The 15,000-nt window shown below is 70.3% G+C and carries 17 protein-coding genes; 6 read left to right on the top strand and 11 right to left on the bottom strand.

Features of this window, described 5'->3' with window-relative positions; translation table 11 throughout:
• Positions 1-6: 6 nt before the first annotated feature.
• From ACFQUV_RS08025 to ACFQUV_RS08010, 4 genes are all read right to left on the bottom strand, one after another.
• Positions 7-354: a hypothetical protein gene (locus ACFQUV_RS08025; RefSeq protein WP_129607409.1), complete on the bottom strand. Its 348-nt coding sequence runs from the start codon at positions 352-354 to the stop codon at positions 7-9.
• A gap of 151 nt (positions 355-505) precedes the next feature.
• Positions 506-928, bottom strand: a complete 423-nt coding sequence (locus ACFQUV_RS08020) for a hypothetical protein (RefSeq protein WP_129607410.1) — start codon at positions 926-928, stop codon at positions 506-508.
• Between the two features lie 372 nt (positions 929-1,300).
• Positions 1,301-2,725: a S8 family serine peptidase gene (locus ACFQUV_RS08015; protein WP_378394530.1), complete on the bottom strand. Its 1,425-nt coding sequence runs from the start codon at positions 2,723-2,725 to the stop codon at positions 1,301-1,303.
• A 1,100-nt stretch (positions 2,726-3,825) separates the two neighbouring features.
• Positions 3,826-4,488 carry a hypothetical protein gene (locus ACFQUV_RS08010; RefSeq protein ID WP_129607948.1) on the bottom strand — a complete coding sequence of 221 codons (663 nt, stop codon included), beginning with the start codon at positions 4,486-4,488 and terminating at the stop codon, positions 3,826-3,828.
• 180 nt (positions 4,489-4,668) lie between these two features.
• Between ACFQUV_RS08010 and ACFQUV_RS08005 the strand changes: the two genes are divergently transcribed.
• The 3 genes from ACFQUV_RS08005 (at position 4,669) to ACFQUV_RS07995 (ending at position 6,123) form a co-directional block, all read left to right on the top strand.
• A complete protein-coding gene (locus ACFQUV_RS08005; RefSeq protein WP_129611113.1) occupies positions 4,669-5,418 on the top strand; it encodes a potassium channel family protein in 750 nt (249 codons plus the stop codon).
• Between the two features lie 164 nt (positions 5,419-5,582).
• The gene (locus tag ACFQUV_RS08000; protein ID WP_129611108.1) at positions 5,583-5,768 is read left to right on the top strand and encodes a hypothetical protein; all 186 of its coding nucleotides are present in this window, start codon (positions 5,583-5,585) and stop codon (positions 5,766-5,768) included.
• 13 nt (positions 5,769-5,781) lie between these two features.
• Positions 5,782-6,123: a GNAT family N-acetyltransferase gene (locus tag ACFQUV_RS07995; RefSeq protein WP_244601729.1), complete on the top strand. Its 342-nt coding sequence runs from the start codon at positions 5,782-5,784 to the stop codon at positions 6,121-6,123.
• A 410-nt stretch (positions 6,124-6,533) separates the two neighbouring features.
• Here ACFQUV_RS07995 and ACFQUV_RS07990 read toward each other — a convergent pair whose 3' ends face one another.
• Together ACFQUV_RS07990 and ACFQUV_RS07985 are read right to left on the bottom strand one after the other, a co-directional pair.
• Positions 6,534-6,746, bottom strand: a complete 213-nt coding sequence (locus ACFQUV_RS07990; protein ID WP_129611107.1) for a hypothetical protein — start codon at positions 6,744-6,746, stop codon at positions 6,534-6,536.
• A 161-nt stretch (positions 6,747-6,907) separates the two neighbouring features.
• Positions 6,908-7,255: an ArsC family reductase gene (locus ACFQUV_RS07985; protein WP_129611111.1), complete on the bottom strand. Its 348-nt coding sequence runs from the start codon at positions 7,253-7,255 to the stop codon at positions 6,908-6,910.
• A gap of 158 nt (positions 7,256-7,413) precedes the next feature.
• Between ACFQUV_RS07985 and ACFQUV_RS07980 the strand changes: the two genes are divergently transcribed.
• Complete coding sequence (locus tag ACFQUV_RS07980) at positions 7,414-8,265, top strand: DUF72 domain-containing protein (RefSeq protein WP_129611106.1); 852 nt, start codon at positions 7,414-7,416, stop codon at positions 8,263-8,265.
• Positions 8,265-8,825 carry a cyclopropane-fatty-acyl-phospholipid synthase family protein gene (locus ACFQUV_RS07975; protein WP_129611105.1) on the top strand — a complete coding sequence of 187 codons (561 nt, stop codon included), beginning with the start codon at positions 8,265-8,267 and terminating at the stop codon, positions 8,823-8,825. The genes ACFQUV_RS07980 and ACFQUV_RS07975 overlap by 1 nt, the downstream gene beginning before the upstream one ends.
• 12 nt (positions 8,826-8,837) lie before the next feature.
• On the opposite strand, the gene ACFQUV_RS07970 is transcribed toward ACFQUV_RS07975, so the two are convergent.
• The 5 genes from ACFQUV_RS07970 to ACFQUV_RS07950 all read right to left on the bottom strand — a co-directional run bounded on the left by ACFQUV_RS07970 (position 8,838) and on the right by ACFQUV_RS07950 (position 13,764).
• Positions 8,838-9,848: a zinc-binding alcohol dehydrogenase family protein gene (locus ACFQUV_RS07970; RefSeq protein ID WP_129611104.1), complete on the bottom strand. Its 1,011-nt coding sequence runs from the start codon at positions 9,846-9,848 to the stop codon at positions 8,838-8,840.
• A 57-nt stretch (positions 9,849-9,905) separates the two neighbouring features.
• Complete coding sequence (locus ACFQUV_RS07965; RefSeq protein WP_207211584.1) at positions 9,906-10,796, bottom strand: DoxX family protein; 891 nt, start codon at positions 10,794-10,796, stop codon at positions 9,906-9,908.
• Between the two features lie 82 nt (positions 10,797-10,878).
• On the bottom strand, positions 10,879-11,433 hold the full coding sequence (locus ACFQUV_RS07960; protein WP_165364157.1) for a cytochrome b: 555 nt from the start codon (positions 11,431-11,433) through the stop codon (positions 10,879-10,881).
• 102 nt (positions 11,434-11,535) lie between these two features.
• Positions 11,536-12,501 (bottom strand): polysaccharide deacetylase family protein, encoded by a 966-nt coding sequence (locus ACFQUV_RS07955; protein ID WP_207211583.1) that lies wholly within the window; start codon positions 12,499-12,501, stop codon positions 11,536-11,538.
• A gap of 159 nt (positions 12,502-12,660) precedes the next feature.
• Positions 12,661-13,764, bottom strand: coding sequence for an alkene reductase (locus tag ACFQUV_RS07950; RefSeq protein WP_129611101.1), 1,104 nt, complete (start codon positions 13,762-13,764; stop codon positions 12,661-12,663).
• A 120-nt stretch (positions 13,765-13,884) separates the two neighbouring features.
• Between ACFQUV_RS07950 and ACFQUV_RS07945 the strand changes: the two genes are divergently transcribed.
• Positions 13,885-14,826, top strand: a complete 942-nt coding sequence (locus ACFQUV_RS07945; RefSeq protein ID WP_129611100.1) for a LysR family transcriptional regulator — start codon at positions 13,885-13,887, stop codon at positions 14,824-14,826.
• The last annotated feature ends 174 nt before the right edge of the window (positions 14,827-15,000 follow it).

Here is a 15,000-nt window from a genome sequence, read left to right as displayed (position 1 = left end):
GAGCGCTCAGCGGCGACGCGGGCGATCGGGCGGTTCGAACCCCTCCGCGTCCCAGGGCAGCCCCTCGCCCGGACGCGCCTTGCTGCGCAGCGCCGGACGCTGCCGCCAGGCATCGACGAACAGCAGCTCGTCCCCCGTGAGCCCACCCGGGATCGGTGCCGCCGGATCGGCAAGGACTGTTTCGACCCCTGGCGTCGCGCGCAGGCGCACCAGTGCGGACTCGGCCTCCCCATCATCGACATCGACCACCGCCAGACGCGGCGGCAGCGCGCTGATCACTCGAAACCGGCTGCGCAGCGCGGCCAGCACGTCGGCCGCGGTGGCGGCCGAGAGGACGACGAGACATTCAGACATGCGGCCTCCCTGGCGCGCCGCAGAGCGCACCGCATCGGCATGGGGCCCGGATGGCACGGGACGACGGGTTTGGTCGGGACCGCACCAGCGGTGCGGCGACCCGGGCGGGCGCCGTCACCGGCGCCGAAGGATCAATTCGGGAGGGGGCGGCTCAGGGGGCCGCGTTGCCGAAATAGGCCGGGCTGCCCGGCGGGTCGCCGACCGCGACCGGCGACCCGTCGGCTTCGCCGGGGCGTTGGGCGGAAGGCTCGGCGGGCGGCGGCGTCACCGTGCCCAAATAGGCGGGGCTGCCGGGCGGATCGCCGACATCGTCGTCGGGGCGCGCGGACGCGGCACCCGCGGCGCCGACCGCCACGGCGGTCCCGTGATAGGCGGCGCTGCCGGGGGGCGATCCCACCGCCGGAGCCGGCCAGTTGCTGGTCGGCGGCGCGCCTGCGGCCGCGCTCGCCATGGCGGCCGTCCCGAAATAGGCCGGGCTGCCCGGCGGATCGCCGATCTCGTCCGCGTCGCCCGGAGCAGGCTGGGCAGACGGGTCCGACGCGGCGCCAGACGTCACATAGGGCCATCCCGCCATGGCGGCCTCCTCCGACGGCTAGAACGATCGAGTACAGAACGAGTGATGGCAGAGCCATCGACAGCAGAACGATCGAAAACAATCACAACCAATGCTCGAAATTAGACAAAAAGAAGGCATCGAAACTCAACTGAAATTGTAACTTTGTTATCGAAATGCGATAATCTTCAGTAAGTCGATCCCCCTATACGATCGGTTACGAGGATTCCTCAACCAGTCTACGATACCTGATCTTCAATCAACTCAATCTTCTGGCCACACCGTCGGACGTGACGGAGCATCCGTTTCAGACGGAAGGCTCACGCCGGAATTCAGTCTGACCGAAGCCGCACCGAGCACAACCCTGAAGGGCGCACCACACGGAAACGTCATTCACCGTGTCGGCCGCCCCTCCGCCTGGGCCGGCCGGGTGGTGGCCGGGGCTGGACTTGGCATCGCCGCGGCAGCCGGCGGCACACTCGCCGGCCCTGCCGGGGTGGCGCCGGGACCGCCCGCGACCGCCGGCTCGGCCGGCTCCGGCGGCTCGTAGTCGAGCGCCTTGAGCGGATCGACGAGCCCGGCCCCGACCTCGGTCTCGGCCGCGCCGGAGAGCGCCGTGGCGCTGCCCACCAGGATGGCCCGCACCTCGTCGGGGGTGAGGTCCGGCCGCTTCTCCAGCATCAGGGCCACGACGGCACTGACATGGGCGGCCGCCACCGAGGTGCCGGTGCTGAGCTGGTAGGCGCCGTTGGGAGCCGGCACCAGGATGTCGACACCCGGGGCCGCCACCGCGACGTGGTTGCCGCGGCTCGCCTGGGCGAACGGCTTGTCGGCACGGTCGGTGGCCCCCACCGCGATGACGTTCGGATCGGCCGCCGGATAGAGCGGCGGCGACTTCGGCCCGGCATTGCCGGCCGCGGCGACCAGCACGATGCCCTTGTCGTAGGCTTCCTGGAGCTTGCGGGCGATCATCGCGTCGTGCGGGCCGGCGAAGCTCATGTTGATCACCCGCACGCCGCGCCGCATGGCGTGGTCGATGCCCTTGAGGATCTGAAAGGTGGTCGCCTCGGGGCCGCGGTCGCGCTCGTCGAACGCCTTGACGGCCACGATGGTGGCGTCGGGCGCCACGCCGCGCAGCCGGTACTTGGCCACGATGGCGCCCGCCATGCCGGTGCCGTGAACATGCGGGCGCGCCGCGGCGCCGCCGGGATCGAAGCGCTCCACCACGGCGCCGTGCAGATCCGGGTGGCGGGCATCGACGTCGGAATCGATCACCGCGACGGCGATGCGACGGCCGCGCGCCTTCTCGTGCACCGCGGCGAGGCGCAGGCGTTCCACCGTGTACTGGCTCGGATCGCCGGGCGGCAGCGGGTCTTCCGCGGCGGCGGGCGGGGCTGCCGCGGGCGGGGCTGCCGCGGGTACGGGTGTGGGGGACGCGGCCGCATCGACCGGCACCGTCACCGCCTGGTCGAGCCGGTACACGTAGTTGGGTTGCGCCGAGGCGACGATGCGATTGCGCTCCAGGCCGCGGATGACGTCGCGCACATCCCGGCCCTCGGCGGCCCGGAACTGGTAGAGCGTGCGGCCGGCGAAGCCGTGCTGCTCGACCATGGTGATGCCGAGCCGGCGGGCCGTCGCCTCGACCTCGGCACGCGGCACCGTGTCGGCGACCTGCACCACCACCTCGCGCTGGACGAAGCGGGTCTCCTGGCGCGGCGGCAGGCCGCTGTAGGTGCGCTCGTGCAAGGTGCGGCCGATGCCGAGGCCGGGAGGCGGCCCGACGCTCGGCGGCGGCGGCACGTAGAAGCGGGGCCGCATCACCGCCCACGCGGCGGCCGCCGGCGAGCGGAACGGCCCCAGCCGTCCCGGCAGCCCCGGTCCGGGCCCTCCCCAGCCGGGACGGGCGATCCCCGGGCCGGCGAGGCCGGGACGCGCGAAGCCAGGACGCCCGAAGCCAGGACGCGCGAAGCCAGGCTGGCCGAAGCCGGGTCTTGGGAGTCCCGGTCGGGCGATCCCCGGTGCTGCCGGACCACCCGGACGCGGCAGCGCGCCGGGACGCGGCAGCGCGCCGGGACGCGGCAGCACGCCGGGGCGTGACCATCCGGGCCACCCTTCGGGGCCACGTCCGACCATGCCGCCGGGACCGCGGCCGGCAATCTCCGGGCGTGGCAGGCCGGGCTGGACACCCGGCCGGCTGCCGGCGGCGGCGGGCGGTCCGCCGGGGCGCGGCAAGCCGCCGGGGCGGACGCCGCCCACCTCGGGCCGTCCGGGGCGGGCTGGTCCGGGACCGGCCAAACCGGGCCGACCAAAACCCGGCCGGGCGAGCCCGGGCGGCGGCGCCCCCGCGCCGGGAAACGAGCCGGAGGGGTGAACCGAAGGTCCGCGCGGACCCGGCATCATCATGGCGGGCGCGCGACCCGCCGGCGGATGAACCGCAGGCCCGCGGAAGGCCGGCCGCGCCGCGCCGATCGGCGGGCGCCCTCGTTCGACCCGCGGGTCGCCCACCGGCTGGGCCCCGGCCGGCGCGAGAATCGCCAAGCCGGTGACCAGCACGAATGTCAGAATTCCGAGCCCTACCGGGCGTCGCGCCCGGACAGCCCCTCGCCCCGCCGACTTGCTCACCGCGTCCCGCCCGCACCCTGGAGCATTTTCCGGCGAAGTGGAGTCCGGTTCGCCGTCGAAAATGCGATGGAATAAGGACTTCTATAGCGGAGTCCGATCCTGTTGGAGCAGATCCCGCTCCGAGAGCGAACGCCGGGACATCGGAGTCCCATCCCGCCCGATCCTGATCATCGATGCGGCCGACCCTGCGCCGCGATTGTGTCGCGCCTGCGCCGCCATGGCGGCGCCGTGCGGGCGAGTGTTCGGCGACGGGCCGCCGGGGGCAGCCGGCGCGACCATCGCCGGCCCGAACGCCCTCATGGTTCCGGCCGCAGGATGTCGCGGCCGTCGAGCAGCGCCTGGACCAGCTCGAGGCTGCCGCCCGTGCAGGCGAGCGCGCCGTCCGGACCGAGGAACGCCTTGCGCAGCTCCGGCCGCACCTCGTCGGCCCAGCGGCTGCGCCGCAACGCGACGCGGGCGGCGGCCGAGCCGTTCCAGCCCTTGGCGGCGACCCGCCCGCCCACGCTGGCCACGGCGCCGTCGTCGACGATCATCCGATCGGCGTGGACGTCGCCGCCGATGGCGAGATGACAGTCCTCGCCGTTCGCCACCACCAGGCCCGCCGTGAGGTTTCGATCGACCACCACGTCCATGCGCCGCAGCACCAGAGCGCGGCAATGCAGGCTGCCGCGCACCCACAGGAACGCCGGCTGCGCCTCCGCCCGCCGGTTCAGGATGGCGCCGAACAGCTCCAGGTCGCCATCGACCACGACCCCGGCGACGCTCGCGGTCACCAGCCCATCCATGTCGAGATCGCCCGCCGAAACCGCGTGATTGCCGCTGTAGCGAACCACCAGCAAGGATGGCCGCGGCGCCGCGACGACGATGTCGTCGAGCGTGGTGCGATCAGCGAAATGCGCGTCGAGGTCGAGGCCGGCGCGGGCCTCGTCGAGCGGGATCGAGACGAATCCGAACGCCATGCGGTCTCCATGCTGGAACCAACCATGGGGGATTTGTCGTTCCGGTCGGCCGCGAGGTTCAGCACACGCTGCGCTTCGCTCCCCCTGCCCCGCCTGCTACCATCCGGCGAGGAGACACCCGTGACGAGCCCCCCGCCGACCGCCCGCCCTCGCACACCATCGTGGCGCCTCATCGCGACGCTGCGGCACTACTACGAGTCCGACACCCCGGAGGCGCACCGTTTCCGCTACGGGCTGCTCGCCTTCGATCTGCTCACGCTGGTGTTCATCGTGGTGACTTCGTTCCTGCCGCGCACCGACCGCATCGAGCAACTTGACGTGCTGTTCGGCCTGATCATCGCCACCGACTTTGTCGTGAGGCTCATCATCGCCCGCCGCCGTCTGCGCGAGCTGATGCATCCCGCCACCTGGGCCGATCTCGCCGCCATCGTGTCGTTCCTGGCTCCGCTGGTCGGCGAGGCGGCCGGCTTCCTGCGGGTGCTGCGCACCGTGCGGCTGCTGCACACCTATCAGCTTCTCGCGCGTCTGCGCGCCGACAGCGAGTGGTTCCGCCGTCGCGAGGAGGTGGTGCTGGCGGTGGTCCATCTCTCGGTCTTCATCTTCGTGATGACCGGCATCGTCTACGAGACTCAACGCGCCACCAATCCGGCGATCGCCAACTACGCCGACGCGCTCTATTTCACCGTGACGGCGCTGACCACCACGGGCTTCGGCGACATCACCCTGCCCGGCACCTCGGGCCGGCTGATCTCGGTGGTGATCATGATCCTCGGGGTGACGCTGTTTCTCAATCTCGTGCGCACCCTGCTCCAGCCCACCAAGGTGCGGTTCCACTGCCCGCGCTGCGGCCTCCTTCGGCACGATCCCGATGCCGTGCACTGCAAGGCGTGCGGGCTCCTGCTCGACATTCCAGACGAAGGTCTGCGCTAGAGCGGAACCCGATCCAACGCGATCGGGCTCCGCTCCAGAAGTTCTTGCATGGTCGCATTTTCGACGGCGAACCGGCCTCCACTTCGCCGGAAAATCCTCTGGCCTCGCGCCGGCCGGATGGAACCTCCCGCGACTGTGGCGTTGCCTTCGCAGGAGGATGCTCGATGCCGGTTCGCGAAGGCCCCGCCCAGCCCGCTCCGCCCCCGAAAGACGAGACGCCGGCGCCCTACCCGGCCGAGAAGGCCCGGGGCGGGCAGATCGTGCTGCGCACGCGCGGACGCCGCGCCATCTTCATCGGCGGCCTGGTGGGGATCGTGCTGCTGGTCCTGCTGCTGAAGCTTCTCGGATGATCAGGAGAACATGATGACCAACGACACCGCCCACCGCACGATGCGCGACACCGAACCCGACCGCGACACAGACCATCGCACATCCGAGCAGGTTCGTGACAATCCCGCCCGCTCCCGCTTCGAGCTGGCAATCCGCGACGCGGTCGCCATCGCGACCTATCGCCGCGAGGGCGATACGCTGGTGTTTACGCATACCGAGGTGCCGGAGATCTTACGGGGCGGCGGCGTCGCCTCACGACTGGTGCGCGGCGCCCTCGATGCGACCCGATCGCGTGGCCTCCGCGTCCGACCCGTGTGCCCCTATGTGGCCGGGTTCATCGACGCCCATTCCGAATATCGAGATCTGGTGGTGTGAGGTGGTGGCCGGGCGGGCCCCGATCGCAACTGCGATCTGCGACGGCTGATCCTGCTTCCGCGTCGTCGGCTCGCCATCGGTTCCGGGAGTGTTGAGATCGCGATCCCGGCGAAAGCCGCCGGGACGATGATCGCATCACCATGCTGTGGGGTCCCCGCCGTCCGGAGCTGGCCCATAACCACTGTCGGCTGTCGCCAGGCGGCTCGGATCGGTTCGGGCGGCGGGTCGACTGTCAAGGTACTCCCGTGCGGCGTTGAACGCAGCCGCGGTTTTCCGCAGGGACAAATGCGGACATCGTCCGAAGATTCGTCTTCCGACAGGAAATCTGCACGCCTATGGCGAGGCGCGCGTCGGCGAGGTCGTGCGTCGAACGTCTCACGCGCCGCCGCCCGGCACGTTCACACCACCGATCAGGCGACATGGCGGCTCGCCGCTCCGGCCTCGGCGTCCGTGTGCTCGCCCACCCATGCCTGCCGCGCGAACCATTCGTGCGTGTCGCGACAGTGCGGGCAAAAGGTGCGGCTGAAGAACACCGGCATCGCCGCGAACGCTTCACGACTCACCGGGATTCCGGTGGAGACACTCCGCCCGGTGGTGGGGCATCGGAACATGAGCTTTCCCATCGCACGGTCCTCCTCTTGCAGGGGCGACCTTGCGAATACACGGCGGATGCGAACGCGAGACGAAATCGGCGTGACCATTTCGCGGCGCAGCGGCGGCAAGGATCGCAAGCGCGTGAACGGTTGCGCGAGTGCCGCAGCACGCTCGCCCGCGTCCTCTCACATCAGCGCAGTGCCGCCGCGTAACGCTGCGGCGAGAAGCCGACCAGCAGGGTGCCGCCGATGTCCAGCACCGGCCGCTTGATCATCGACGGCTGCGCCGCCATCAGGGCGATCGCCCGGTCTTCGTCGAGGTTCGCCTTGTCGGCATCGGCGAGCTTGCGGAAGGTGGTGCCGGCGCGATTGAGCAGTGTCTCCCAGCCGACCACGGCAGCCCAGGCGCGCAGCCGCGCCGCGTCGATGCCCCGGACCTTGTAGTCGTGGAACTCGTAGGCGACGCCGTGCTGGTCCAGCCAGGCGCGCGCCTTCTTCATCGTGTCGCACGCCTTGATGCCGTAGAGGGTCACGGTCACGGTCGGAAGCCTCGCCCAGAGATCGACGGTCGCGCGCACGATAGTCGATTCCTGCGGTCTCGACAGGCGCCCCCCCACACGAGCCGGCCGCTCCGCCTACCGGGCTGCCACCATGCCGCGGCCGTGCTGCTCTAGCATGGACGGTCCGGACAAATCGGATGGACGAGAGCGGGAGCGGCGGCGTGGGCGGCGAGCAAGGGACCATCCGGGTCGGCATCGGCGGCTGGATCTACGAGCCGTGGCGGCAGACTTTCTATCCGAAAGGGCTGCCGAAAACCCGTGAGCTCGCCCATGCGGCGAGCCGCCTCGGCACCATCGAGATCAACAGCACGTTCTACGGCTCCCAGAAGCCCGAGACCTTCGCGAAGTGGCGCGACGAGACGCCGGACGGCTTCGTGTTCGCCGTCAAGGCGCCGCGCTTTTCCACGCATCGCCGCTCGCTCGCCGATGCCGGCGAGTCGATTGCCCGCTTCATCGACGGCGTCGTCACGCTCGGCGACAAGCTCGGGCCGATCAACTGGCAGCTCGCCCCGACCAAGCGGTTCGACCACACCGAGATCGAGGCGTTCCTGGCGCTGCTGCCGAAGCAGCACCAGGGTCGCCCGCTGCGCCATGCCATCGAGGTGCGGCACGAGAGCTTTCGCGATCCGAGCTTCATCGCGGCCGCACGCGCCCATGGCGTCGCTATCGTGCTCGCTGCGGATTCCGAATATCCTCAGATCGCCGACCCGACCGCTCCGTTCGTCTATGTGCGCCTGATGGGCACGCAGGAGCACGAGCCGCTCGGCTATCCGGCGGCGGCGCTCGACGACTGGGCCGAGCGCCTGCGGACCCTCGCGGCCGGCGCGCCGGTGACCGAGCTGACACCCGTCGAGGCGACGCCGCCGCGGCCGGTCGGCCGCGACGTGTTCGCCTACGTGATCAGCGGATTCAAGGCCACGAACCCGCTCGCCGCACGGGCTCTGATCGAGCGTCTGACACCGGCCGCGCAGCGCCCGGAGCGGGGCTGATGGACCCACGCCCGCGGGGCCGCAGCGCTGAGCGCGCGGAGCCGCCGGTGCCGGCCCGCATCGCGGCCGCGCTCGCAGTCCTCGATCTGGCGCCCCACGATCGCGTGCTGGAGATCGGCTGCGGCCGCGGCGTCGCCGTGGCCGCGATCGCACCCCGCCTGACCCGCAGCCACCTCACGGCGATCGATCGCTCCGCCGTCGCCATCGCGGCGGCGCGCGACCGCAACGCCGCGCACGTCGCCGCCGGCACGGTGGCGTTCTTGGAGGTGTCGCTTCGCGACGCGCGGCTGCCGCCCGGCGCCTTCACCAAGGCGTTCGCCATCGACGTCAACCTGTTCTGGCTGGACGGCAGCGCCGAGCTGGCGGTGCTGGCGGCGGCGCTGTCGCGCGGCGGCCGCCTCCACCTGATTCACCAGGCGCCGAGCCACACGGGGCGTCCGCGCATCGTCGACGGGCTCCGCCGCGAGCTGGCTGCCGCCGGCTTCGTCGTCGACCGGCTCGACAGCCCGGACGACACCGGCGTGCCGCTCGTCGTGGTGACGGCACGCCCGCCGGACTAACGCCGCGTGCGATCAGAATCCCTCGACCACGATCTTGCCGATGGTGCGGCCGCTCTCGATCAGTCGGTGCGCCTCCCGGATGTTGGCGGCGTCGATCGGCGACAGAATCTTGGTCACGGTCGCGCGCAGGTGCCCGGCGTCGATCTCGTCGGCCACCGCGTCGAGCAGCCGATGCTGCTCGATCATGTCGGGCGTCCGGTGCATCGGCCGCGCGAACATGAACTCCCAGTGGAGGCTCGCCGCCTTGCTCTTCATGCCGGCCATCGGCATCGGCTTGTCGGTGTCGTCGATGGTGACGATGCCGCCCTGCGGCCGGATCAGCTCGACGGCGTCGTTCCAGTGCCGCATGTCGTTGAAGATCGCCACATGATCGACGAACGAGAAGCCGAGCCCGCGCACTTGATCGACCATCGGCCGACGATGATCGACGACATGGTCGGCGCCGAGATCCTTCACCCAGGCGATGGTCTCGGGCCGCGACGCGGTGGCGATGACCACGAGGCCGGCCCGCTTGGCGAGCTGAATACCGATCGACCCGACGCCGCCGGCGCCGCCGATGATCAGGATCGATTGCCCCGCATGGGCGCCGTGGCGGTCGATACGCAGGCGATGGAAGAACGCTTCCCAGGCCGTGATGGCGGTGAGCGGCAGCGACGCCGCCTCGGCGTGCGTCAGGGTCTTCGGCTTGCGGCCGACGATCCGCTCGTCGACGAGCTGGAATTCCTGATTGCTGCCGGACCGGGTGATGTCGCCCGCATAGAAGACCTCGTCTCCCGGACGGAACAGGGTGACCTGCGGCCCGACCGCCGCGACGACGCCGCTGGCGTCCCAGCCGAGCACGCGGGGCGTCGGCTCCACCTTGTCCTTCGGGGCGCGGATCTTGGTGTCGACCGGATTGACCGACACGGCCTTCACGGCGACCAGGATGTCGTGGCCCTGCGGCTCCGGCTTCGGCAGGTCGACGTCGCGGAACGCCTCGGGATCGTCGATGGGCAGATAGCGGGTCAGTGCGACGGCTTTCATGATTTCTTCCTCGGACGAGATGTGAACGACGGGACGGTGAGAGAGGGAAAACGACAGTCAGGCGACGGCGGCGCGCAGGACCCCCGGTAGCGTGCGAGCGCGCTCGCGCAGCAAGGCGTCGATCGAGATCGCGCCACCACCTGCCGCCGCCATCATGGCGGTGACGAACATCCACAACGCCGGAAACTCCCAGCCGCCGGTCGGCAGCACCCAGACATAGCCGACGCCGTAGTGGCCGCCGAGCCCGACCGAGACGAACAGGTAGATCACGCTGCACACCGCGGCGATGCGGGTCATGAATCCGAAGGCGACACCGATCGCCGCAGCCAGCTCGATCACCCCCGCGAGGATGACCCAGCCCTCGGGGAACGGCAATCCGAGGCTGCCGAAGTAGGCGACGAACACGCCGAATGCCGGCGGGCCAGCGAACAGGTGTCCGGCGAAGTGGGCCACATACATCAGCCCGACATAGAGGCGGATGAAGGTAATGACCCATTCGTTGTAGGTGGCCTGCCTGGCCGGTCCCGGCAGGCCGCGGTCGACACCGAGAGTCTGGTGACGCCAGGCGATCAGCAGCATCTGGACCGCGATCAGCAGCACCAATGCCGTCGTGCTCCAGGTGAGGGCCGGAATGCCCGGGCCGGTCTCGGCCACCAGCAGCGGATCGATGGAGCCCAGCTCGGCTTCGGACGGCCCGCCAAGTCGCATGGTCGAGAACAGACGCCCGAGGACCAGGGTCGAAAACAGGGCGGCGACAAGGCCGAAGAAGTTGGCCGGCCGGCCGGCGATGAACGGCGTGGTCACCGCCAGCAGGACGAGAAACAACAACAGCGACGCCGTCGCCCAGGGCGACACTGGCGCGGTCGCCAGGGTCTCGACGCCGAGGCCCAGGACGACGAGGCTCGCCGCCGTCCCGACCGCACGCAATCCGATATCGAGGCGATTCACCGCCGTTCCCTTTCGTCTAGAAGGCACCGCTTCGTTCAGGATCACCGCCCGGCGCATCCCGGGCCCCGGTTCGCGCCGACGCTCAGGCGCCGCCGGCCACCGATCGTCCCAGCATTCTGTCGAGCGTGCTGTCGCGATCGACGACATGGTGCTTGATGGCAGCGGCGACGTGCAGCACCACGAGCACCACGAGCAGATAGGCGGCAGCCTGGTGAACGACCGCCCCGATGTCGGCGACCAGCTCGTACTTCGGCCCCTTCTCCACCACCGGCACGCCGAACACGACCAGTCCATAACCGCCGCCGATCGACCGCATGAGACCCGAGACCGGCATCGCCACCGTCACCGCCAGCAGGGCCATGTGGGCGGCGTGGGCCAGCCGCACCTGCCGGGCGCTCGCGGACATGTCCGCCGCCGGCGGCAGCCCGACACGAAGGCGCCAGACCACGCGAGCGAACGCGACCACCAGCACGAGGGTGCCGATCGACTTGTGCAGGTCCATCGTCAGACGCCGCTCGGGCGTTCCGCTTTCGACGAACCATAGCCAGAAGCCGAGGATCGTCATGGCGATCATCGCGGTGGCGACGAGCCAGTGCAGCATGAGAGTGAGGCGGGAGAGACGGTGGGTCGTGTCCATGGTCGGGGGTCCTGGAACGCGAGGGATCATCGAGGGGGCGGTGCCGGCAGGCGCACGGCGCGTGGCGACGGCGGCCGTGCGCCCACCGGCGGCGACCGTGGCTCAGCCGAAGCTGCGCGGCGGGTCGCGCGGCGTGTCGGCCTGGGCGAGCGCGAAGCGGGCGATCTCGTCCTTGCGCATGAACACCACGCCGTCGCGCTTCTTGGCGTAGGTGATGAAGTCGTCGAGCGCCTTCACGATGGTGGGCTGCCCGGCCCAGCGGTCGTGGGTGCTGACCGACATCATGCGCCGCCGCTTGGCACCCTCGGCATAGAGGACGTCGAACTCGTCCTTCAGGTCCTGCGCGAAGGCGGCGCCGGTCATCGCAGTGCTGGCGCCGAAGCGACCGATGTCGTTGTTGCGCAGCGTGTACGGCACCACCGCGAAGGGCTTGCCGCGCACCGGCAGGATCGACGGCTCGTCACGCGACAGGTCGTCGATGTGATAGAGGAAGCCGATGTCCTGGAGAATCTCCAGCGTCTGGCGCGAGTGCCGCATCCAGAAGGCGTTGAAGCCGATCGGCCGCTGGCCGGTGATGCGCTCGATGATGTCGGCGCTGCCGACATAGGAGGCTCGCTCCTCCTCGGGCGTCATCGAGTACTGTGGCGACCATGTCTGGCCGTGGCCAGCCGCCTCGTGGCCACGCTTGACCACCTCGCGGGCGAGTTCGGGATTGAGTTCGACGGCGCGCCCGACCATGTGGGACGTCACCTTGACGCCGTGGCGGTCCCACAGATCGAGCAGGCGCGGCACGCCCTCGATCATGCCGTAACGATACCAGCTCGGCGTGATCGTATCGGGGTATTTCGAGTCGAGCGGCGGAAACGGCCCCTCGGCATCGGCCGGTTGGGCGGTCGCCTCGAACTGCATCGAGATCGAGATCACCAGGCGCGCGCCGTTCGGCCAGAACGTGCCCTTGGGCGGGGCGGAAACAGGCCCGGTCTGAGCACGGGCGCCGGTGGCGGCGGCGGTCAGACCGGCGCCGGCGGCGACGAGGCCCGCGTGTAGGACGTCACGACGATGAGGCACGGTGTTGTCTCCTCTGGGGGTGCGGAGTTGAAGGGGGGCCGAACGCGACGATCCCGCGGCCGGAGGCGTGTCGTCCGTGTCGGCGAGGTCGTGGCCGCGGGGTCTCGGTCGGGCCGCGCGATGACGCGCTGTTTCGGCTGTCGTCGGTGTCCGGCTCGCTCACGCGGCAGCCGGCCAGGCCGGATAGCTCGTGTAGCCATGGGCATCGCCGCCGAACAGCGTCGCGCCCTCGAACGCCGACAGCGGCAGTCCCTCGGCGAAGCGGCGCGGCAAATCCGGATTGGCGATGAACGGACGCCCGAACGCCACCAGATCCGCGAGGCCCGCGGACAGGATCGCCTCGCCGCGTGCCCGCGTGTACTTGCCGGCCACCACGATGCGGCCCGAATAGGCGGCCCGCAGGTGGTGCCGGAAGCGGACCGGCACCTCCGGCGCGTCGTCCCAGTCGGCCTCGGCGAGATGGATATAGGCGAGCCCGATACGATCGAAGGCGCGCGCCGCCATCAAGATGGTGTCGACGATGCCGTCGTCCGCCATGTTGCGCTGGGTGATGTAGGGCGACAGGCGGATGCCGGTGCGATCGGCACCGATCTCTCCCGCGACGGCTTCGGCGACCTCGACGGCGAAGCGGATGCGGTTCTCCCGCGAGCCGCCGTAGCGATCGGTCCGCCGGTTGGACGTGTCACGCAGGAACTGGTCGATCAGGTAGCCGTTGGCGCCGTGGATCTCCACTCCGTCGAAGCCGGCCGCCACGGCGTTGGCGGCGGCGCCGCGGTAGTCGTCGACGATGCCCGGGATCTCGGTAATGTCGAGGGCGCGCGGCACCGGGCACGCCACCATGCCGCCCTGCCCGGTCGCCGGATCGACGATCCAGACGCTGGCGTCGGGCGCCAGCGCCGACGGCGCCACCGGCCGGCCGTCGGCGTGAAAGCTCGGATGGCTCATCCGGCCGACATGCCAGAGCTGCAACACCATGCGGCCGCCGGCGGCGTGCACCGCGTCGGTCACCCGGCGCCAGCCGGCGATCTGATCCTGCGTGTAGATGCCGGGCGTGAACGAGTAGCCCTGCCCCTGCCGCGAGATCTGGGTCGCCTCGCTGACGATCAGGCCGGCCCCGGCGCGCTGGGCGTAGTACTCGGCCATCAGGGCGTTCGGCACGTCGCCAGGCTGCGTGCTGCGCGCCCGCGTCATCGGCGCCATGACGATGCGGTTCGGCAGCGACAGCGGTCCGAGGGATAGGGAATCGAACAAGGAAGCGGTCATCGGTCGGCTCCGGATCGGGGCGGATCGGCACAGGGCCGATCTCGGAACCGAGACATCACAGCTCCGGAAAGAATGTACAATCGACTTGATTCCGAAGTCATATTTCGGAAGTATCGAATAATGACCTTCGATCAGCTCTCCCTGTTTCTCCGCATCGTCGAAAAAGGCGGCCTCGCCGCCGCCGGCCGCGAGATGGGCCTGTCGCCCGCCTCGGTGTCCGAGCGGCTGGCCGCGTTGGAGCGACACTACGGCGCAACGCTGCTGACCCGGACCACGCGAGCGCTCAGCCTCACCGACGAGGGCCGCGTGCTGGTCGAAGGCGCGCGTCGGCTTCTCGCCGAAGCGGACGAGCTGGAGGCGCGCATCCGCCACGGTGCCGACAAGATATCGGGCCTCGTCCGCCTCACCGCGCCCGAGGATCTCGGCCGTCGCTGCATCGTGCCGATCGTCGGCGCGTTCCTCGATCGCCATCCGGACGTGGCAATCGATCTGCATCTCACCGACGGCTATGTCGATCTCGTGGGTCAGGGCATCGACTTCGCGGTCCGTCAGGGGGTGCTCGCCGACAGCAGCCTGAAGGTGCGCTCGCTCGGCGAGAACCGGCGCATCGTCTGTGCGGCGCCCTCCTATCTGGCGGCTCGCGGCACACCGCTGCATCCCGACGATCTCGCCGACCACGATTGCATCCTGATGCGGTTCGGCCAGACCGTGGATCACGAATGGCCGTTCCGCATCGACGGCGAGGTGCGCCGGGTGCTGGTGCGCGGTCGCCGCATCGTCAACGACGGCGGCCTGGTGCGGCAGTGGTGCCGCGAGGGGCGCGGCATCGCCTTCAAGTCGCTGTGGGACGTCACCGCCGACATCGCCGAGGGCACGCTGGTCGAGCTGCTGGCCGACTTCTCGGCCGGCCAGACGGCCTTGCAGATCGTCTATCCGCCGGCCGCCGTGCAACCCCGTCGTGTCCGCCTGCTGATCGAGGCCATCGCGACGGCGCTGTCGCCCTACGGCGCGCGCTCTCGCCCACCCCAGAACCAAGCGGGGAGCGATCGGGCGGGTGGCTAGAGCGGCGTGATTGCATCGTCGGCGGCGAACCGGCGCCCACTTCGCCGAACAATGCTCTCGCGCGGCAGCGCCCCGGAGCCACATCGCCATCGTGACCCACGATGGCAGCGCTCGCGAGCAAAGAGTTTTGGCAGCCCACCGCTCGTTGCAGGGTTTTCGTCATCGGTGACGGTG

Source organism: Rhodoplanes sp. P11 (genome assembly GCF_964266735.1).
In the GTDB taxonomy this organism is placed as follows: domain Bacteria; phylum Pseudomonadota; class Alphaproteobacteria; order Rhizobiales; family Xanthobacteraceae; genus Rhodoplanes; species Rhodoplanes serenus.
This window is presented reverse-complemented; position numbering and strand designations above follow the sequence as displayed.